General features: G+C 57.7%; 20 protein-coding genes. All 20 read left to right on the top strand.

The features are described 5' to 3' along the window. The first annotated feature begins 10 nt into the window (after positions 1–10). The 20 genes from rpmA to NTX71_04530 all read left to right on the top strand — a co-directional run bounded on the left by rpmA (position 11) and on the right by NTX71_04530 (position 20,532). Positions 11–268 carry a 50S ribosomal protein L27 gene (gene rpmA / locus NTX71_04625; protein MCX6339187.1) on the top strand — a complete coding sequence of 86 codons (258 nt, stop codon included), beginning with the start codon at positions 11–13 and terminating at the stop codon, positions 266–268. A gap of 53 nt (positions 269–321) precedes the next feature. Next, on the top strand, positions 322–1,383 hold the full coding sequence (gene obgE, locus NTX71_04620) for a GTPase ObgE (protein ID MCX6339186.1): 1,062 nt from the start codon (positions 322–324) through the stop codon (positions 1,381–1,383). Further along, complete coding sequence (gene proB / locus NTX71_04615; GenBank protein MCX6339185.1) at positions 1,380–2,540, top strand: glutamate 5-kinase; 1,161 nt, start codon at positions 1,380–1,382, stop codon at positions 2,538–2,540. Before obgE ends, proB begins: the two co-directional genes overlap by 4 nt. Positions 2,541–2,545: 5 nt before the next feature. Further along, a complete protein-coding gene (locus NTX71_04610) occupies positions 2,546–3,814 on the top strand; it encodes a glutamate-5-semialdehyde dehydrogenase (GenBank protein ID MCX6339184.1) in 1,269 nt (422 codons plus the stop codon). A gap of 109 nt (positions 3,815–3,923) precedes the next feature. Next, positions 3,924–4,592 carry a nicotinate-nucleotide adenylyltransferase gene (nadD, locus tag NTX71_04605; protein MCX6339183.1) on the top strand — a complete coding sequence of 223 codons (669 nt, stop codon included), beginning with the start codon at positions 3,924–3,926 and terminating at the stop codon, positions 4,590–4,592. Then, complete coding sequence (rsfS, locus tag NTX71_04600) at positions 4,574–4,963, top strand: ribosome silencing factor (GenBank protein MCX6339182.1); 390 nt, start codon at positions 4,574–4,576, stop codon at positions 4,961–4,963. The genes nadD and rsfS overlap by 19 nt, the downstream gene beginning before the upstream one ends. Before the next feature lie 24 nt (positions 4,964–4,987). Next, positions 4,988–6,664, top strand: coding sequence for an arginine--tRNA ligase (gene argS, locus NTX71_04595; protein MCX6339181.1), 1,677 nt, complete (start codon positions 4,988–4,990; stop codon positions 6,662–6,664). 150 nt (positions 6,665–6,814) lie between these two features. Beyond that, positions 6,815–6,991, top strand: coding sequence for a 4Fe-4S binding protein (locus NTX71_04590; GenBank protein MCX6339180.1), 177 nt, complete (start codon positions 6,815–6,817; stop codon positions 6,989–6,991). Between the two features lie 29 nt (positions 6,992–7,020). Further along, positions 7,021–8,340, top strand: a complete 1,320-nt coding sequence (locus NTX71_04585; GenBank protein ID MCX6339179.1) for a tetratricopeptide repeat protein — start codon at positions 7,021–7,023, stop codon at positions 8,338–8,340. 23 nt (positions 8,341–8,363) lie between these two features. Then, a complete protein-coding gene (locus tag NTX71_04580; GenBank protein MCX6339178.1) occupies positions 8,364–8,606 on the top strand; it encodes a YggT family protein in 243 nt (80 codons plus the stop codon). Positions 8,607–8,615: 9 nt separating this feature from the next. Then, entirely contained in the window at positions 8,616–9,794 is a 1,179-nt protein-coding gene (locus NTX71_04575; GenBank protein ID MCX6339177.1) for an ATP-binding protein, read from the top strand. Positions 9,795–10,326: 532 nt separating this feature from the next. Further along, a complete protein-coding gene (locus NTX71_04570) occupies positions 10,327–11,727 on the top strand; it encodes a sigma-54 dependent transcriptional regulator (GenBank protein MCX6339176.1) in 1,401 nt (466 codons plus the stop codon). A 24-nt stretch (positions 11,728–11,751) separates the two neighbouring features. Further along, positions 11,752–12,324, top strand: a complete 573-nt coding sequence (locus tag NTX71_04565) for a hypothetical protein (protein MCX6339175.1) — start codon at positions 11,752–11,754, stop codon at positions 12,322–12,324. 390 nt (positions 12,325–12,714) lie between these two features. After that, positions 12,715–14,643 (top strand): molecular chaperone DnaK, encoded by a 1,929-nt coding sequence (dnaK, locus tag NTX71_04560; protein ID MCX6339174.1) that lies wholly within the window; start codon positions 12,715–12,717, stop codon positions 14,641–14,643. 141 nt (positions 14,644–14,784) lie between these two features. Further along, a complete protein-coding gene (locus tag NTX71_04555; GenBank protein ID MCX6339173.1) occupies positions 14,785–15,072 on the top strand; it encodes a co-chaperone GroES in 288 nt (95 codons plus the stop codon). A gap of 60 nt (positions 15,073–15,132) precedes the next feature. Then, entirely contained in the window at positions 15,133–16,764 is a 1,632-nt protein-coding gene (groL, locus tag NTX71_04550) for a chaperonin GroEL (GenBank protein MCX6339172.1), read from the top strand. Positions 16,765–16,976: 212 nt separating this feature from the next. After that, on the top strand, positions 16,977–17,186 hold the full coding sequence (locus NTX71_04545; GenBank protein ID MCX6339171.1) for a DNA-directed RNA polymerase subunit omega: 210 nt from the start codon (positions 16,977–16,979) through the stop codon (positions 17,184–17,186). 65 nt (positions 17,187–17,251) lie between these two features. Further along, positions 17,252–18,181: an ATP-binding cassette domain-containing protein gene (locus NTX71_04540; GenBank protein ID MCX6339170.1), complete on the top strand. Its 930-nt coding sequence runs from the start codon at positions 17,252–17,254 to the stop codon at positions 18,179–18,181. 82 nt (positions 18,182–18,263) lie between these two features. Continuing rightward, positions 18,264–19,010, top strand: coding sequence for an ABC transporter permease (locus NTX71_04535; GenBank protein MCX6339169.1), 747 nt, complete (start codon positions 18,264–18,266; stop codon positions 19,008–19,010). 58 nt (positions 19,011–19,068) lie between these two features. Then, positions 19,069–20,532 (top strand): GldG family protein, encoded by a 1,464-nt coding sequence (locus tag NTX71_04530; protein MCX6339168.1) that lies wholly within the window; start codon positions 19,069–19,071, stop codon positions 20,530–20,532. Positions 20,533–20,646 lie beyond the last annotated feature (114 nt).

The raw sequence follows: 20,646 nt of genomic DNA, 5'->3' as shown, positions 1-20,646 counted from the left end.
GGGATTCGACATGGCACATAAAAAGGGAATGGGGAGTTCGAGGAATGGCCGCGACAGCAATTCTCAGCGTCTGGGGGTCAAGCGGTTCGGCGGTCAGCGCGTCACGAGCGGGAGTATCCTCGTGAGGCAGCACGGAACACGTTTCGCAGCCGGCGTCAATGTCGGCAGGGGGAGAGACGACACCCTTTTTGCCCTCATCGACGGCATCGTCAGTTTTACAGGGGAGACGAAAGGGCATAGAAAAGTGGGCGTGATACCCGCAGTATAATTGCAAGTTGCAAATTGCAATTTACAATTTCAAGTGGAGTAACGCGACAATACGTGTTCATAGATAGGATTAAAGTTTTGGTTAAAGCGGGAGACGGTGGAAACGGCTGCGTGAGTTTCCGCCGGGAAAAATACGTCCCCAAGGGCGGTCCCAACGGCGGTAACGGAGGAAAGGGGGGGGACGTCTTTCTTTTTGCGGATAAGAATCTTGCGACGCTCCTTGATTTCTACTATCAACCCCAACTGAGGGCCGGCAAGGGCGAGCACGGCAGGGGGAAACTCCAGAGCGGAGCCGGTGGGAAAGACCTGCTGGTGCGTGTCCCCGTGGGAACGGTCGTGCGCGAAGTTCCGGCGGGCGCCACTGTCGGCGATTTGTGCGAAGATGGGCAGCGCCTCCTCGCGGCGCGGGGCGGCCGCGGCGGCCGGGGGAATGAGCACTTCAAGAGCTCAACCAGGAGGGCTCCTCGAATAGCCGAGAAGGGCGAGGCGGGAGAGGAGCGGACGCTCGAACTCGAGCTTAAACTGATCGCAGATGTGGGGCTGGTGGGCTATCCAAACGCAGGGAAATCAACGCTCATATCGAAGATTTCCGCCGCCCGCCCCAAGATTGCGCCCTATCCCTTCACCACGCGTGAACCCCACCTCGGTCTTGTCCGCTATGGTGAAGACGGGTCGTTTGTGGTCGCTGACATCCCTGGGCTGATTGAGGGCGCGCATCGCAATGTGGGACTCGGCCACGAGTTTCTGAGGCATATCGAGCGGACTCGTCTCCTCCTCATCGTCATAGACATGGCAGCGGTGGACGGGCATGAGCCGCTCGATGTGCTCATGACGCTCGAGACGGAGCTCGCACTGCACCAGCCTGAACTCATGAAGAAGACTCGCCTCATCGCCGCCAACAAAATGGACCTCCCCGAGGCGGCAGTGCGCCTGGAGGAGTTCTGCCGGAGGACGAGAGCGCACGGCGGCAGGGTATACCCGATCTCGGCGCTCACGGGGAAGGGGGTGAAGGAGCTCGTCGCCGCCCTCGCGAAGCTGCTGTACGAGAATAAAGAAAGCAGCCACGGAGGCCACAGAGATTCACGTTCGACACAGATAAGCACCGTTGACCTATGAGAACACAACTGATTTCGAAGGCGCACAGGATCGTGGTAAAGGTGGGGAGCAATGTGCTCTCTGGTGCGGACGGTCACATAAGCGAGAAGGTCATTGATGGACTCGCTCGGCAGATCGCGGGCCTCTGCCGGGAGGGGAGAGAGGTAATTCTTGTGACCTCCGGCGCCATCTCCACCGGTATGGCCCGCCTGGGGCTCTCCCAGCGACCCAAGCTGCTGCCCCAGCTCCAGGCGGCGGCAGCGGTGGGACAGAGCTATTTGATGAATCTGTACGCGGTGCAGTTCCGCGCGCAGGGCGTTGAAGCAGCTCAGATCCTGCTCACCGCCGATGACCTGAAGGTCCGCCACCGGCATCTGAACGCGCGCAATACCATTATCGCGCTGCTTGAGAAAGGGATCGTCCCCGTCATCAACGAGAACGACACGGTATCCACCGAGGAAATCAAATTTGGTGACAACGACAACCTCTCCGCGCTGGTCTCGAACCTTGTCAAGGCCGACCTGCTCATCATCCTCACCGATACGGCGGGACTGATGACTGTGGATCCGAAAAAGGGCGGCGGTGAACTGATCAGGGAGGTCCCATGCATGAGTCACGAGATCGAAGCGCTCGCCCGGGGCGTCGGCTCGGAGAGGGGAACCGGCGGGATGGCGAGCAAGTTGAAGGCCGTGAAGATGGTCACCTCATCGGGAGAGGCAGCGATCGTGGCTGACGGGCGGGAGAAGGACATTCTGGGAAAACTCTTCGCGGGAGATCAGGTGGGGACGTTTTTTCATCCGCAGGGGGGAAGGATGCGGGGGCGAAAACGCTGGATCGCTTTTTTTATCAAACCGAAAGGGAAAATAGTCGTTGATGACGGCGCGGCGGCGGCGCTCCTGGAGCGGGGCACAAGTCTCCTGCCCACGGGCGTCAAGGACGCGCTCGGTGATTTCAAGAGCGGCGACAAGGTGAGCATCGTGACGCTCCAGGCGCGCGAGATAGCCCGCGGGCTGACGAACTATGCCTCTGAAGACCTCCGAAAAATAAAGGGGTTGAAGACCGGGGAGATACAGGCAGTGCTCGGGTACAAGGACTACGATGAGGTGGTCCACCGGGATAATCTGGTACTCGTCAAGGAGCCGGCAGACCGGAGAAAAAATTCAGGAGACGGAAGGTAGAATACATGAGCGCGGGGTCGAACATAAAACAGTACGTCGAAGCGATCGGCAGGAAGGCGCGCGCGGCATCCTCGGTGCTCGCAACGGTCTCCGCGGAGGCGAAGCGCAACGCCCTCATCGAGATGGCGGAATCCATAGAGAAGGGGGTGCGTCCCATCCTCGATGCGAACAGGCGTGATCTCAAGGCGGCCGCTGAGAAGGGCATTTCAGCCGCGGTCCTCCAGAGGCTCGAAGTCAGCGAGAAGACCATCCAGGAGATGTGCGAGGGGCTCCGGCAGATTGCGTCCCTCCCGGACCCGGTGGGAGAGGTCCTCAGCGCGTGGGAACGGCCGAACGGGCTCACGATCCAGAAGGTGCGCGTCCCCATCGGGGTGATCGCCATGATCTACGAGGCGAGGCCCACCGTGACCGCCGACGCGGCGGCATTGTGTATCAAGGCCGGCAATGCCGTCATTTTGAGAGGGGGCAGGGAGGCGCTCCATTCTAATGTGGCACTGGCGCGCGTCTTGAGGGGCGCTGCGGCGCGCGCGGGGCTTCCAAAAAATTCACTCCAGCTCATCGAGTGCCCTGAGCACGAGGTGGTGAATGGACTCCTCAAACTCAATGCGTATATCGATCTGGTGATCCCGAGGGGAGGAGAGGCGTTGATTCGCAAAGTCACGGAGCTCTCAACCATACCCGTCATCAAGCACTACAAGGGCATCTGTCACGTGTACGTTGACCGCGGTGCGGATTGTGCCATGGCCGAGAAGATTATTCTCAACGCCAAGGTGCAGAAGCCGGCGGTCTGCAATGCCGCGGAAACGCTGCTCGTGCACGCGGATATCGCTCGGTCATTCCTCCCGCGCGCGGCGGCGGCCTTGAGGGCCAGGGGCGTTGAGCTGAGGGGCGATCCCGCGGCCAGAAAGATAGTTCCTGGCATGAAGGCCGCGAAGGAGGGTGACTGGGGCTTTGAGTACCTCGATCTCATCCTGGCCGTGAAGGTGGTTCATGATCTGGACGAGGCAGTGGCGCACATCGCGCGCTATGGCTCGCAGCATTCTGACGCGATTGTCACATCTGACAACGAGGCAGCCGAGCGGTTCCTCAGAGAGGTGGATTCATCAGCGGTCTTCTGGAACGCGTCAACGCGCTTCAATGACGGCGGTCAGTTCGGGATGGGGGCGGAGATCGGCATCAGCACTGACCGGATCCACGCCCGTGGACCCATGGCTCTCCCCGAGCTCACCATCTATAAGTATGTCGTGAGAGGAACGGGGCAGACGCGAGAATAATCGAAACGGCGAGGGGCGAATCGGCGAAGCTATAAACTCACCGACTCGCCGTTTCGTTGATGGTATGGCGGACTCATGGTGAAGGCAGCGTGTCAGTATGGGGAAGCGAGTGATTAGAAAGATCGGAATACTGGGGGGCAGCTTTGATCCGGTCCATATCGGCCACCTGATCATCGCCGAGCAGATTTCGGAGCGCCTGACGCTGGATTCGGTGCTCTTCATCCCATGCAATACGCCGCCCCATAAAGATGCGGTGAACCTCACCCCGGGGGGGCGCCGCTTCCGGATGGTCGAGCTCGCGATCGAGGGGAACCCGCGATTCAGGGCGTGCGACATTGAGTTGACGCGCGGCGGCGTCTCGTACTCGGTGGACACAGTCACCTCCCTTAAATTACAGTACGGTCCCGGGACGGAATTCTACTTTCTCGTGGGCGCGGACAGTCTGATCGAGCTCGCGGCATGGCGGGAGTATAAAAGGTTGTTGTCACTCTGTACGGTGGTCACCGCGGTTCGCCCCGGGTGCGACCTGAGCTCCTGGCCATCTCAGGATGGATTATGCACCCGGGAAGAGATCTCCGATCTCAAGCGCCACGTCATGGAGACGCCGCTCATCGACATATCGTCAACAGAGATACGCCGGAGGCGACAATCCGGGGAGAGCATCAGGTATCTGGTCCCGGATGCGGTGGAGCAATACGTCATTGAGCACAGTCTCTACGTGTCGCATGACAGGCACGGGAGGGGGACCGAGAAGGAGCAATGCGAAAAACTGCGCTGAAGAATGTGCCGGGAGGCAAGAGGCTCGCATTGGCCTGCGCCAGGGAGGCCGCTGAGAAAAAGGCGGAGAACATCCTGGTGCTGGACATGAGAGCGATCTCATCCATCGCCGATTACTTTGTCATTTGCAGCGGCGCTTCAACGAGACACGTGAGGGCGATCGCGGAATCTATCGTGGATGAGACGGGCGCGGATGGCGCGCGCTGCTGGCACAGCGAGGGATGGGCTGACGGTTACTGGATTGTGCTCGACTTCACTGATGTCATCGTCCACGTCTTCCACGATGATGCCAGACGGTACTACCATATCGAGCGCCTATGGGGAGACGCAAAAACAGTTACAAGCCAAAAGCCCAAAGCCGAAGGAAAGTAGCACTCGATTGCTCTCGTGCGATATATGGGAACGTCACTGAGAACTCGGGTTGAGAATGCATTGCGTGAGGCCTGCCGCGACGTTGCGGGAGGCCGGCTCCCCCCCCTCATCCTCCAGAAGCCGCGCCGCACGGGGCATGGCGATCTCTCGACAAATATCGCGCTCCTCCTCGCGAAAGAGAAGGGGGCAGGGCCGCGGGATATCGCTCAGCAGATTGCCGATCGCCTCATGGAGCGAACCGATTTTCATCCCGAAGTTTGCGAAAAGATCGAGGTCGCGGGAGCCGGTTTCTTAAATATCTTCCTGTCCCCATCGCTGCTGCATGAGCAGCTCAAGGTGATCCTACAGGAGCGCGACGACTATGGCGGCGTCCGCCCAGAACGGCCGCATACGGTGCTGATCGAGTATGTCAGTGCCAACCCCACGGGACCCCTCACCGTTGCTCACGGGCGGCAGGCTGCTGTCGGCGATAGTCTGGCGCGGATACTCACCCGGGCGGGATGCAGCGTGGCGAGGGAGTACTACTTGAACGACAAGGGGAAGCAGGTCCGCACGCTCGGTTTCTCGGCGCTGCAGCGATACCGGGAGCTCTTCGGCCAGAAGGTGGAAATCCCTGACGACGGATACCGCGGGGAATACGTGAAAGAGATCGCCGCGCGAATCAAGGCCCGCGACGGCGACCGGTGGCTCGGCGCGGGAGAAGAGGAGGCGATAACATTTTTCTCTGATTATTCGTCCGGCGAGATCGTGCGGACGATTATAAAGGATCTGGATGATTTCCGCGCGCAGTTCGATCACTGGACGAGCGAAAAGGAGTTCTCCGCGAGTGGAAAAGTCGAGGAGTGTCTGGCCTTCCTGCGGGGGAGGGGATTCATTTACGACAGGGAAGGAGCCGTGTGGTTCCGCAGCTCGGCCCTTGGTGATGACAAGGACAGGGTCCTCGTCAAGAGCGACGGGGAACGAACGTACTTTGCGCCGGACATAGCCTACCATCGGGATAAGTTCGCGCGCGGGTTTGACCGACTGATCGATCTGTGGGGGCCCGACCACCACGGATACGTCGCCCGCATGAAGGCCGCGGTGAGCGCACTCGGCTATGACGGCCCGCGCTTCACCCCTGTCATCGTGCAGCTCACCACGCTCTTCAGGGGAAAACGGAAGCTCTCCATGTCAACGAGGATGGGGGAGTTCGTTACCTTGAGGGAGGTGATGGATGAAGTCGGTGTTGACGCCGCGAGATATTTCCTGGTGCGCATGAGGACTGACAGTCACCTGAATTTCGACCTCGAGCTCGCGACGAAACGTTCCAATGATAATCCCGTCTACTACGTGCAATACGTGCACGCGCGCATATGCAGCATCTTCAAGAGGCTTGCCGAGAAGAAACCAGGCCTCACACTGCCGCCGTGGGAGAATGTCCCTCTCGGTATGCTGCGCCAGGATGAAGAACTCAATCTCCTCACGCTGCTCTCCGATTTTCCCTGCGCGGTGGAGTACAGTGCGGAGGCGCTGGAGCCACATCAGCTCTGCAACTACCTCGAAGAGCTGGCCGCGATGTTCCATCAGTGCTATACCAGGCACACCGTTATCTCCGATGACCCTGATTTGACCGCCGCCCGATTGGCGCTCGCGGAGGGCGTCCGCATTATCGTTCGTAATGGTCTTTGCCTCCTCGGGGTTTCGGCTCCGGAGCAGATGTGAACGAGCGGATGTCCGGTCCTGCGGGGGAATCCGGCATTTATGAATGCGGGCGACGGAGGGCCAGGAGGGGCGTTCTTGTTGCGCGATGAGCATCATCAGTTCATAGTTACTCGTATGTCGAGTAATGCTATCATATATGAGGAGGAATCCATGACACACAAAATCACCGAGGTCTGCGTTTCTTGTGGCGCGTGTGAGGCAGAGTGCCCTGTGCAGGCGATCAGCCAGGGTGAGCAGTTGTACATAATCGATCCCGCGAAATGCACCGACTGCGGTTCGTGTGTTGAGCTGTGCCCCGTAGAGGCGATTGTCAAATCTGAAGGGTAGTTTGCTCCCATACACTGAGTAGTACCTCCATGCTACCGTATAGAGCGCAGTGCGCGATATGTGCCATTGCCGTCGCCGCCGTTTTCCTGGGCATCTGCCCCGCCCGCGCACAGAAAATGTCCGGGGTGGGGGAGGGGAGCGCCCTCTACAGGAGGGCCCTGCAGCTCCTCGATGCGGGCGAGAAACGGGAAGCTGCCACTGAGATGATACGCGCCGTGCGTGCACTCACCAGGGCGCCCGCTGCTCCCTCGAAGCCGAGCCCGGCAGCTGAAGGGCATTATCGCCAGGGCGTGCAGCACATGCGCGTCCGGCGCGATTCCCTGGCAGAAAAGGAATTCAGACAGGCGATCGAGATCGATCCCGGCAGCGCGGCCCCACGCTATCAGCTGGCATTCCTCCTGGGAAATAAGAGCGACTACCGGGGAATGTTCAAGGAGCTCTGGAAGGCTGCTCAGACTCAGACGCTCCCGTCGGAGAAGCTCAGGGCGCTCGCGGGCCTCTCGCTGCTCGCGGGGAGACTTCCCGATGCGGTCGCCTGCTATCGTGAGGCGCTGGTCAGTGACTCGTCCTCGCCCGAGGCCATGCGGATGCTCGGCCTCGTACTCGTTGAGAGCGGCGGGCAGCGCGAAGGCTTTGATCTCATTGAGAAGGCACTGAAAAAACAGCCGGACGACTACTCAACGCTCTCCGCGGCAGGTCTCGCGTATGCGCTGAGCGGCGACTATGACCGCGCAGTAAAATATTTAAAAGCGGCGATAGACGTGAACCGTGATCACCCCGAAGCGCAGGGCAGGCTCGGGCTCGTGCTCCTGCTGGAGGGACGTACTGAAGAGAGCATCCAGCAATTGAACGAGGCGGTGAAGCTGAATCCGGGAGTCGCGGAGCTTCACGTGAACCTGGCGAAGGCGTATACAGTGGCGGGAAAACTGGATGATGCGGATACACACTACACGCTCGCGCTCAAGGCCGATCCTGGCAACTACGACGGGTGGTACGAGAAGGGGAATATCCTGAGCATGCAGGAGAAGTTGGACAGAGCGCTCGAGGCCTATAGAAAGGCCGCGGGCATTGAGCCCGGGCTTGCTAAGGCGTACTACAAGATGGGGCTTGTGTGCGCCCGAAAGAAACTGTACGATCAGGCGGAGGCGCAATTTAAGAAAACGATACGCGCGAACTGCGATTACGCCGACGCATACTACGCCCTTGCGGTGCTCAGCCGTGAACATGCAAAAGACTATCGCGCCGCAGCGCACTACTACACGATGTACCTACTCTATGATGCGTCCAGCGAGCGGGCCGCGGAGGCGAAACGGTGGCTGGAGCAACAGCGGAAGGCGGAAGCACGCTGATGTCGTGTCAGTGACGATGCCCAATGATTAATTTTTTCACTCTCGTGATCAACCTGTATATGCTGGCAATTGTTATACGGGCGATCTACTCCTGGACGCAGCCGTATCCGCGGGGTCAGCTCGCGCGCGTCATTAATGCGATCACCGACCCGGTGCTCAGTCCGCTGAGGCGGTCCATCCCGCCGATCGCGGGACGGATTGATATTTCGCCTCTGATTGTGCTCATTTTTGCAGAGATTATCAAACGCTTCCTCGCGAATGCATGAGAGGGGCATATGCCTTTTCTAGATAGGGTACTACCGAGGCTCGATCGAGTTGACCGGGAGCGCGTTGAGGGCATTCTGAAGGCGCTCGCGCAGGAGCGGGATTTCTTGGATAAGGTTTTAAACCTGCTCTACGAGGGGATCGTCGTGGTCGATCGCGACGGCAGGATATGTTTCACCAACAGAGCAGCGGAGTCGATCCTCGCGCAGGCCCGAACGAATCTCATCGGGAATGAGCTGCGGGAGACCGTGCGGGATTCCCGCCTACGAGGCCTCATCGAGGAGGCAGTGCATAACCGCGCCGGCATTCTCGGGAAGGAAATCACGCTCGAGCCACCCGCACAGGATCGTCTTACGGTGTCAATGGTTCCCCTCGAGGATGGCACGGGCGAATTCACGGGAGCAGTGTTCACGTTTCGCAACACCACCGCGGAGATGCTGAGGCAGCTTCGGTACGCCCAGATGAAGCAGATACAGACATTCAGCGTCATGGCCGCCGGGATCGCCCACGAGGTGGGCAATCCGCTCAACAGCTTGGACATCCACCTCCAGCTCATCGAGCGCCACGTGAAACGGATGAAGAGGGGAAAGAAGGGGAATGAACGGGGACTTCTCGATCTGCTTGCGGTTGCCCAGGAGGAGATAAAACGGCTCGAACACATCGTCGGCCAGTTTCTGAAGGCGACCAGACCCGACACCCCCGCGCTCGAGGAGGGCGAGATAATCCCCATATTGGACAAGACGCTGGCCTTCATGGGGCCCGAGATAAGGCGCCACGGCATAGAGGTTGAGAAGCAGTACGCAGACTTTGTACCGCCGGTGATGCTAAACGCTGACCAGATGCGGCAGGTGTTCATCAACCTGATACAGAACGCCATCCAGGCGATGCCGAGCGGCGGCTTGATCAGGGTGACTGTCGAATGCGGGCGCGGCCATGTTACGGTGAGCGTCAGCGACAGCGGCAAGGGCATCACGGACGAGCATCGGGAGAGGATCTTCGAGCCGTACTTCACCACCAGGGAGGGCGGAGCCGGGCTCGGGCTGATGATTGTACAGCGGATTGTGGGCGAACACGGCGGCGAGGTGCTCGTGTCGAGCGGCCGTGGGAGCGGCACCACCATGACCGTGAAATTACCCGTCCCCTCGAAATACGGCAAGCTCCTCCCCGGGAGGAAACAGGCAAAAAATTAAACTACTGAAGGCACTGCACCTGCCTGCCGGCAGGCAGGTGCACAGAAGCTTTTTCTCTTTGTTAATGTAGTTTCAACAAAGAGTAAAAGAGATCGTAACTGCTCAGGAGCCAGAATTCAGGAGTCAGGAGCCAGGAGTTAGAATGAGGACGCCAGCGGCGACATTACTGCTCAGGAGCCAGAATTCAGGGTTAATGCAGTTACTCCAAGAGGTCAGCAAGCTACTGGAAGCTTATTCGCGATCCATTCTGGATTCTGGCTCCTGGCTTCTGACTACCTGAGTAGTTACAAGAGATCAAGAGATTTAGTTTTTGTATTTGTGGAGCCCCACGGGCAAGCCCGTGGCACCTCCACATGCTCCGGAGGGTTGTTCAAACGGCATGAATCATGCTAAGCTAAGCGCAACCCTCCGAAGCGTACCCTACTGTGCTCTTTTCAAGAGCTTCGTAGGGTTACCCTCCCCGCATTCATCCACGGGCAAGCCCGTGGCTTTCTGCGTAGGAGGGTAAATACATCCGGTTAAAAATGTAACTATGAAACCTGTTATTCTTATTGTTGATGACGAAAAGAACGCGCGGGAGGGCCTCGAGAGGGCATTGCAATCCCCCAATCGTAGGATACTCCTCGCCGCGAGCGCTGCCAAGGCGCTCGATATCCTGGAACGCACGCCGGTAACCCTGGTCCTGACCGATCTCAGGATGCCGGGGATTGACGGCCTTGATATGACGCGCCGCCTGCGCCGCGCTCGTCCGGAACTGACAGTCATCCTTCTCACCGCATACGGCACCGTGCAGACGGCGGTGGAGGCGATGAAGGAGGGTGCGTATGACTATCTTTCAAAACCGATCAACCTCGACGAGCTTGAGATGGTGGTCCAGCGGGCGATAGACTCCCGGCGTATGGAGCGGGAAGGGGGGGCGCTCCGCGGAGGGATCGATGCCATCATCGGCGTAAGCAGGGGAATCAAGGAGATCAAGGCGAGGGTGCAGCAGGTTGCTCCGACGAAGGCAGCCATCCTCATCGAGGGGGAGAGCGGCACGGGGAAGGAGTTGTTCGCGCGCGCCATCCACGACCTGAGCGACCGCAGCGCACGGCCGTTTATTGCAGTCCACTGCGCCGTGCTCGCCGAGGGGGTTCTGGAGAGCGAGCTTTTCGGCCACGAGCGCGGAGCGTTTACCGGCGCGCTCAAGCGGCACAAAGGAAGATTTGAAATGGCGGATAAGGGGACACTCTTCCTTGACGAGGTCAGCGAGATGGCCCCGGCGACCCAGGTGAAGCTGCTCCGGGTTTTACAGGAGCAGGAGTTCGAAAGGGTGGGGGGGGCGGAGACGATTCATGTTGACGTGCGCCTCATCACCGCCACAAACGCAAACCTTGAAGCGCTGATCGCGCGAGGGGGGTTTCGCGATGACCTCTACTATCGGCTGAACGTCATACGGTTAAAAGTCCCCCCGCTGAGGGACAGGAAGGAAGATATCCCACCCCTCATCACCGCTTTCCTGGCTGAATTCAACGCGGCAAATAGCAAACGTGTGGCGGGGCTGACGCCGGAGGCCTTTTCCGCGGTGCTCGCGTATGATTGGCCCGGGAATGTGAGAGAGCTGCGTAACTGTGTCGAGGGGCTGGTCGTGCTCGCGCGGGGGGACATGATCGCGCTGTCGGAATTGCCGAGCAAGGTCCGCGAGAGCGTTTCGAGGATCTCCGAGGCGCCTCCACTAGCACGCACCGCCGGAGAGCGTGCCGGAGGAATCCCACGGGAGGTGAGGAGTGATCGCACGCTCAAGGCGGTAGAGCGGCGGATGATCGAAGAAGCATTGGCGAAGACGAACGGCAGCAAGGTCGAGGCGGCAAAGCTCCTCGGTGTCAGCAGGCGTACCCTGCACAGGAAAATCAAGAGATACGGGCTCTCCACGACAACGGGGAAGATTTTGTAGCGGGCGATGAGGGGTGCCATGTTTATGAACCGATCAGTGCCGCGGCTGAATCTGTGTTTATCCGGCGTGGCCGTTCTGTGCCTGATGATAGGGCACGCCTCCCGCCTCCACGCGAAAGACCTCGCGGTGTTTGAAGATCAGATCAACCCCTCGCCGCCTGATGGGCAGGGTTATTCAACGATATCAGGCCCCCCCGGTTCGGTGATTGTCAGCCCTAATGTGATCGGGACATTCAATATTGAGAACACCGGGAACAAGGAGAAAATCTCAGGGAAGGTGAACACCGACGGGAGTTTATCGGGGCGGATTCGGGCCAGCGGTGGGGACAAGCTTAAAGTCACCATTATGACCTCTACGGACAATAAGAAGAAAATAAAGAAGAAGGTCCCCCCTCAGTTGTTCAGTCCGCACTCGCCCCCCGCGCAGGATATCCCCGCCTACGGACGGACAGAACCGCTCCCTCAGTTCCCTGACCCGACACCGGAGGTAATCATCCGCTACAAAGGAGCGCCCGGAAAGGGGATAGCCGGGGCGATCGGTCGCCCCGTGAACCCCGATGCCGAGGTTTCAGAAAGTGGCGTCCTTCCTACTGAGTAACTACTCAGGTAGTCAGAAGTCGGGAGCCGGAATCAAGAATGGATCGCGAATAAGCTTCCAGTAGCTTACTGACCTCTTCGAGTAACTGCATTAACCCTGAATTCTGGCTCCTGAGCAGTTACCCTACTGATTGATATCCACGTGGTCAGATGTATCCACAAGGGTCATTATGTCTCATGTATAGCTGTAAAAAGGCGGATCATGAGTAATAATGTCCCATCCTATCGTTATTATGCGTTAATTTGTAGTAACCACTCAAAACTTAATATATTCACTGACAATAAGTTACAATCAATATTCAAACTATCAATCAAGATGGCATAGTTCTTGCTCCTATAATAGCTCAGTTTTGGTCTATTTACTGGATTTTGATGTCTAAGGAGGAATAAGATGGGAAAAGTCATTGGAATAGATCTTGGCACCACAAATTCATGCGTGGCGGTCATGCAGGGTGGGGAGCCGGTGGTGATCCCAAATGCCGAGGGCAATCGCGTGACACCCTCCGTGGTCGCGATGACAAAGACCGGTGAACGTCTCGTCGGCCAGACGGCGAAGCGCCAGGCAATAACGAACTACGATAATACCATTTATTCGATCAAACGGTTCATGGGCAGGAAGTACGACGAGGTGAGCTCCGAAATTAAACTTGTGCCCTTCAAGGTGGTAAAGGCGAGCAATGGAGACGCCAATGTGAAGGCGGGAGACAAGGTCCTCTCTCCCCCTGAGATTTCTTCCATGATCCTCCAGAAGATGAGAAACGATGCAGAATCATACCTCGGGGAAAAGGTCACGCAGGCGGTCATCACCGTCCCCGCGTACTTCAACGACAGTCAGCGCCAGGCCACGAAAGATGCGGGACGGATCGCCGGCCTCGACGTATTGAGAATTATTAATGAACCGACCGCGGCCTCGCTCGCATACGGCCTGGACAGGAAAAAGGATGAACGCATCGCCGTGTACGATCTCGGCGGCGGAACCTTCGACATCTCCATACTGGAAATCGGCGATGGCGTCTTTGAGGTGAAAGCGACCAATGGCGATACGCACCTCGGCGGTGATGATTTTGATCAGCGGATTGTGGACTGGATTGCCGAGGAATTCAAACGTGAGCAGGGGATCGATCTCCGCAAGGACAAGATGGCCCTCCAGCGCCTGAAGGAAGCAGCCGAAAAGGCAAAGTGCGAGCTCTCGTCCGTCACTGAAACCGAAATTAACCTTCCCTTCATCACCGCTGACGCCTCAGGCCCGAAGCATCTCGTGCTCAAGCTCACCCGATCAAAGCTCGAGCAGCTCGTGGCTGACCTGATCGAGCGGACCATAGGTCCCTGCAAGAGGGCGATCGAAGACTCGGGCATCCCCGTCGAAAAACTTGACGAAGTGATCCTGGTCGGCGGGCAAACCCGCATGCCGAAGGTGCAGGAAACCGTGAAGAAGCTCTTCGGGAAGGAGCCGCATAAAGGGGTCAATCCTGACGAGGTGGTCGCCGTCGGGGCGGCGATACAGGCGGGCGTGCTCAAGGGAGAGGTGAAGGACGTGCTGTTGCTCGATGTTACGCCGCTCTCGCTCGGGATCGAAACGCTCGGCGGGGTGACGACAAAATTGATCGAGAGGAATACCACCATACCCACAAAGAAGAGCGAGATCTTCAGTACGGCTGCCGATAGCCAGACGAGCGTGGATATCCGCGTCCTCCAGGGGGAGCGTGAGATGGCAGCGGATAACAAACTCATAGGCAATTTCCAGCTCGTGGGCATCCCCCCGGCGCCGCGCGGCATCCCCCAGATCGAGGTTACCTTCGATATCGACGCGAATGGCATCCTGCACGTCTCCGCGAAAGATCTCGGAACGGGCAAGGAGCAGTCAATCAAGATCACCGCTTCGAGCGGCTTGAATGAGTCGGAAATCAAGCGGATGGTGAACGACGCCGAACTGCACGCGGGTGAGGACAAGCAGCGGCGCGAAAAGATAGAAACCAAGAACAGGGCCGAGGCTGCGGTCTACGAGGCTGAAAAACTCCTCAAGGAGCACGCAGCAAAGATATCGCCCGATCAGCAGCAGAAGCTCAGGGCGGCCACGGAACGCGTGAAGGATGCGGTGAAGCGAGACAACGTCGAAGAGATGAAAGCGGCATCAGAGGATCTCACGCAGAGCTGGCATGCGGTTTCCGCGGAAATGTACGCTCAGGCGAGAGACAAAACGCAGGCCGGCCCCCACGCGGGACCGCAGGGCGGAGGCCAGGAGGAGCCACCGCGTGGGAAGCCCGAGGATGTGATCGACGCCGATTATGAAGTCGTCGATGATGACAAGAAGGGAAAGTAATTGGGATTTGGGATTTGGGATTTTATCAGGAAAAGGGGGTGATGTGAAGCTATCGCAGGTTTTGCTCTTATGATCCGCAAATAAATTATGTAGACGCGAGCGCATGATGGTGAATTTAATTACTACGAAAGGAGTTATGTGATGAAGATCAAACCGTTGAGTGATAGGATATTGGTGCATCGCATCGAGGAGGCCGAGGCGAAAAAGGGAGGCATTATCATTCCCGACACCGCCAAGGAGAAGCCGATGCAGGCCAAGATTATCGAGGTAGGCCCAGGGAAAAGGAACGAAGACGGCAAGGTGATTCCCCTGGAGGTGAAGAAGGGAGACACGGTGCTTATCGGAAAATACGCCGGCACGGACGTCACGGTGCATGATAAGGAATACCTCATCATGCGTGAAGAAGATGTGCTGGCGATCATAGAGTAGCGGGAGACGGGATGCGCGCAGCATCCCGAGGGTAACATTGAACAAGAAAGGAGTTATCCAATGGCAGCAAAACAACTTTTATTCGGCGCTGATGCGAGACAGGCGATACTCAACGGCGTCACAAAACTGAGCAAGGCCGTCAAGATCACGCTTGGCCCCGCAGGCCGTAACGTAATCCTGGACAAGAAGTTTGGATCGCCGACGATCACCAAGGATGGAGTAACGGTTGCCAAGGAGATCGAACTCGAGGAGCCATACGAGAATATGGGAGCCCAGATGGTCAGGGAGGTTGCCTCAAAGACCTCTGAGGACGCCGGCGACGGCACGACCACGGCAACGGTGCTCGCCGAGTCCATATACCGCGAGGGTTTGAAGAACGTGACCGCGGGTATCAACCCGATGGAGCTCAAGCGCGGTATTGACAAGGCCGTTGAGGTGGTGGTTAAAGAGCTCGCGAAGATGAGCAAATCGGTCAAGGACAGGAAAGATATATCCCAGGTGGCCACGATTTCAGCGAACTGCGACTCGACGATAGGAGACATCATCGCTGACGCGATGGAGAAGGTCGGAAAGGACGGCACGATCACCGTTGAGGAAGCCAAGAGCATTGACACCACGCTCAAGGTGGTTGAAGGGATGCAGTTTGATAAGGGCTACATCTCGCCATACTTCATGACCGATGCGGAGACAATGGACGCGGTGATCGAGGACTGCTATATCCTCATCCATGAAAAGAAGATCTCAAACCTCAAGGATCTCCTCCCCCTGCTCGAAAAGATTGCGAAGACCGGCAAGCCCCTGCTCGTCATCGCTGAGGATGTCGAGGGGGAAGCCCTCGCGACGCTCGTGGTAAACAAGATCCGCGGGACGCTCGCCTGCTGCGCGGTCAAGGCGCCGGGATTCGGCGACCGGCGGAAGGCCATGCTCGAGGACATTGGAATCCTCACGGGCGGCAAGTGCATTTCCGAGGACCTGGGGATCAAGCTGGAGAATCTACAGCTCTCCGATCTCGGGCGCGCCAAGAGGGTGACGGTGGATAAAGAGGACACCACCATCGTAGAGGGCGCGGGCAAGTCGTCTGATATCCAGGGCCGCATCAACCAGATCCGCGTGCAGATTGACGAGACGACGTCCGATTACGACCGCGAAAAGCTCCAGGAACGGCTCGCGAAGCTCGCCGGTGGCGTCGCCGTGATCAATGTCGGCGCTGCGACAGAGACCGAGATGAAGGAGCGGAAGGCGCGCGTTGAGGATGCCCTCCATGCGACCCGTGCGGCCGTTGAAGAGGGAATCGTCCCCGGCGGAGGAGTGGCGCTGCTGCGTTGTGCCCCGCTGCTTGAGAAAATGAAACTCAATGAGGAGCAGCAGGTAGGCGTGGCAATCGTGAAGCGCGCACTGGAAGAGCCGCTGCGGCAGCTCGCGAACAACGCGGGTGCCGAGGGATCGGTTGTCGTCCAGGAGGTCAAGAAGCACGAGGGCGGTTTTGGTTACAACGTCGCGGATAACGAGTACGAGGATCTGCTCAAGAGCGGGATCATCGATCCTACCAAGGTAGCCCGCACTGCGCTGCAGAACGCGGCGAGCATCGCCGGCCTCCTGCTCACCACAGAGGCGCTCGTGACCGAGATTCCGGAGAAGGAGAAACCGGCTCCGGGAATGCCTCCGGGCGGCGGCATGGGTGGGATGTATTAAACAGCCCGTTGTGGACTGTGAATCCCGGGGGAGGCAAAACGCCCCCCCGGGATTCAACCTTTTACGGTAAGACTAACTCTAACAAAGTCTGTGGTTATTCATAATGCGCCGTTTGTTATATATCAGTCTTCTCAGAACGTGCGGCATGAGATATAATTGCGCCATTCAAGATTCTTACGGTTGTGGTGGTGAAAGAGGGGAGGTGCGGAGAGATGGAGAACCGCGATAGGGAACTCATGGAGGCCCTCGGCAAGACCGGGAATAGCTGCCTCCTTGTCAATGTGATTGCGGCGCGTGCGAGACAGCTTTTCCGGGGAGCGAGGCCCCTGCTTGAGAAAACGGATGGACTCTCTGCCATTGATATTGCGCTCAAGGAATTCATTGGGGGAAGGATCGGTTACCGTTCAAGGCGCGAAGCGTGAGGATCGCATAGCGAGGGTCTGCAAGGAACTCGCCCCGTGTTGCATTCAGAAAGGGATTTGCCATTATGATTGACGTCAGGAATATAAGCAAGTGCTACGCAGACACACTCGCTGTGGATGACCTCTCGTTTCAGGTGAACAAGGGAGAGATCCTCGGCTTCCTCGGCCCGAATGGCGCGGGTAAAACGACGACGATGCGCATACTGACATGCTTTATGCCGCCCACCTCGGGCACCGCCACCGTTGCGGGCTTCGATATCTTTGAGCATTCCCTCGATGTGCGCAGGGTGATCGGCTACCTTCCTGAGAACGTTCCGCTCTACCATGATATGCGCGTGAGTGAGTTCCTCGACTATCGCGCGCGTCTCAAGGGCATTCCGCGAAAATCACGGAAAAAGCGCATGCAGGATGTCATGGGGAAAACCGGGATTGTGGATATTCAGCACCGCATCATCGGCCAGCTCTCCAAGGGGTACCGGCAGCGTGTGGGCCTTGCGGAGGCGCTCATTCACGACCCGAAGGTGCTCATTCTCGACGAGCCGACGATTGGCCTGGATCCCAATCAGGTCCGGCAGGTGCGCACACTCATCAGAGAGCTGGGGGGTGAATACACGATCCTCCTCTCGACCCATATCTTGCCTGAGGTTGAAATGACCTGCGGGCGCGTGATTATCATCGATCACGGCAAAATCGTTGCCATGGATACGCCCGGTAATCTCACCCAGCACATGCGGGGGGGGAGCAGGCTCAGCCTCGAGGTGCGCGGCCCGGGGCAGGAGATCCAGAGCGCGATCGAGAAGATTCAGGGGATCGTCTGTGTCAACCGCCGTGGGAACGGGGTGAGCACGTTCAGCGTTGAGGTTGAGAAAGGGCGCGACGTGCGTGAAGATATTTTTAAGGCGGTGGCGGATAATCGCTGGGTGCTGCGGGAGATGAAGACCGAAGCGGTATCGCTTGAGGATGTATTTGTACATATAACAACTCATGAAACCTAATGCGCGTGAAGAGTGAAGCGTAGAAAGTAGTTTGCGCTTCACGAATGACGCGTCACTCATTATCTATCGGGAGATTAAGACTATGCGCAAGATTGCTCCGCTTTTTGTGAAAGAACTCAAGTCGTATTTTTACTCGCCGATTGCATTCGTGGTGCTCGTGGTGTTCCTCGCGTTCAACGGGTTGGTTTTCTTTTTAATCATGAGCGCCCTCAACGATCCCCGGATGCCGCGAGAGGGCTCAGCGATGCAGCTCTTCTTCGGGGGGACGATCTTCTTCTATGTGCTCCTCTCCATCGTCGCCGCGGTGATTACCATGCGGCTCATCGCGGAGGAGCGCAAATCGGGCACGATCGAGGTGCTCATGACGGCTCCCATCACGGATTGGGATCTCGTACTCTCGAAATTCTTCGGCGCCATGGCATTCTACCTGTTTCTCTGGCTGCCCACCCTCTCCTACGTTGCCGTGTTGCGGCGTTATTCGGGAATCGACGCGGGCCCTCTCTGCTCGGGTTACCTGGGGGTAGCCCTTCTCGGAGGCATGTGTATCTCGGTGGGGCTGCTGTGTTCCGCCGTAACCAGAAACCAGATTATCGCGGCGATCTCAAGTTTTGTCATCATCACCGCCCTCTGGACATTGGGTATTTTCAGGACATTCATAACAGGAACGTCGGCCCAGGGCTTTTTTTCTTACATCAATATCCTGGACCACTTTTTTGAGAGTTTCAGCAAGGGGATTATTGACACGAGGGCGCTCGTGTATTATGTGAGCAGTACCGTGCTGTGCCTTTTTCTCACCGTCAAGATTGTCGAGTCGCACAAGTGGCGGTAACTGCAGCCTAATGCAAAAAGTAAAAAGTAAAAAATAAGAGTGCAAGGAGGTCGGGTTCATGTCAAACGAGCAGGTTACGCGGATACGGAGGACGGCCATAGGCGCCAATGTGGCGGCGGTGTGCATCGTGGCACTGGCCATTTACCTTATGGTAAATTATCTGAGCTCCCGGCACTATAAGAGATTTGACTGGACGGCGAACAAATATTACTCCTTGTCTGATAAGACCATAAACGTCATTAAGGACCTTCACCTGCCGATCAAGGTATACGTGTTTTCCCAGCCGTTCAATCCCGTGTACCGCGATGTGAAAGAGCTCCTCAACCGCTACCGCGCGATGAGCGCAAATGTCGAGGTTGAGTATGTCGATCCGGAGAAAGATCCCGCGCGTGTGCGCTTTTTGCTGAACAAGTTCAAGATATCGTCGCCCGAGCAGGGCAACCTGGTCGTCTTCGCGCAGGGGGAGAGAAACAAATATGTATACGATAAAGACATTGTCGAGATGGACTACAGCGGCGTGAGGTTCCGTCAGGCGCCGACCGTAAAGGCATTCAAGGGGGAGCAGGCCTTCACATCCGCCATCCTCAATCTCACCCAGCAGAAACAGCCGGTTGTCTATATGGTAACCGGCCATGGGGAGCGTGGTATTGATGATGCACAGCAGTCCGGGTTGCAGCTCTGCAGGACGCTGCTCGAACGAGAGAACCTCAAGGTCGAGAAGGTGGCGCTTTATGAAAAGAAGGAGGCGCCGCGGGACTGCGACCTGCTCATGATTATCGGTCCTCGGGAGTCATACATGGATGAAGAGAAGAAGGCCTTGAGCGCATACCTCACAAACGGGGGGCGCCTCTTCGCCGCGCTCGACCCGCAGACGAACTCAGGGCTTGAGGCATTTCTGAGGGAGTGGGGCGTCGAGGTGGGAACCAATATTGTGGTGGACCCGGAGTCCGCGCAACGCCTGCTCTTCTTCAGCGCGCTCAATCTCTTCGCCGATAACTACGGTTCCCACGAGATCACGAACGACATGAAGGGGCGGGCGACGCTCTATGCGGAGGTGCGCTCGGTAAAACCCCTCACCTCCAATACTGACCTCAAGGCTGTTACTCTCGTGCAAACCTCGCCCCTCGGCTGGGGCGAAACCAATATGCTCGATGAAACCTTCCGCTTCGATGAGGGCCAGGATATGAAGGGGCCGGTCCCATTCGGCGTGGCGGTGGAAGCGAACGCACGCACAGTGGGAGACAAACCGCTGAAGAACATGCGGCTGGTAGTTATGGGCGACTCCGATTTTATTGACAATACGCAGATCCCCAATCTGAGCAACGCGAGCTTTTTCCTCAATATCGTCAACTGGCTCACGAGCAGAGAAAAGCTCATTGCGATAGGTCCTAAGATGCCGGAGCAGACAAGGGTGCGTCTCAACGCGGCGCAGATGAGCAACATATTCTGGTTCTCCGTTGCCGTGCTCCCCGGCCTCGGTCTCGCCCTCGGCATAGTAGTGTGGTGGCGGCGAAGGAAGTGAGCGGGCAAGCTATCAAGCTATCGAGCTACAAAGCACCGGAGTGAGCACGAGAGTTAGAGTGCCTATATATCCGAAGGTCATTCCCGCGGAAGCGGGAATCAGGCGTTGACCGTC

It is taken from the genome of Candidatus Auribacterota bacterium (genome assembly GCA_026392035.1).
In the GTDB taxonomy this organism is placed as follows: domain Bacteria; phylum Auribacterota; class Tritonobacteria; order UBA1439; family UBA1439; genus JAPLCX01.
This window is presented reverse-complemented; position numbering and strand designations above follow the sequence as displayed.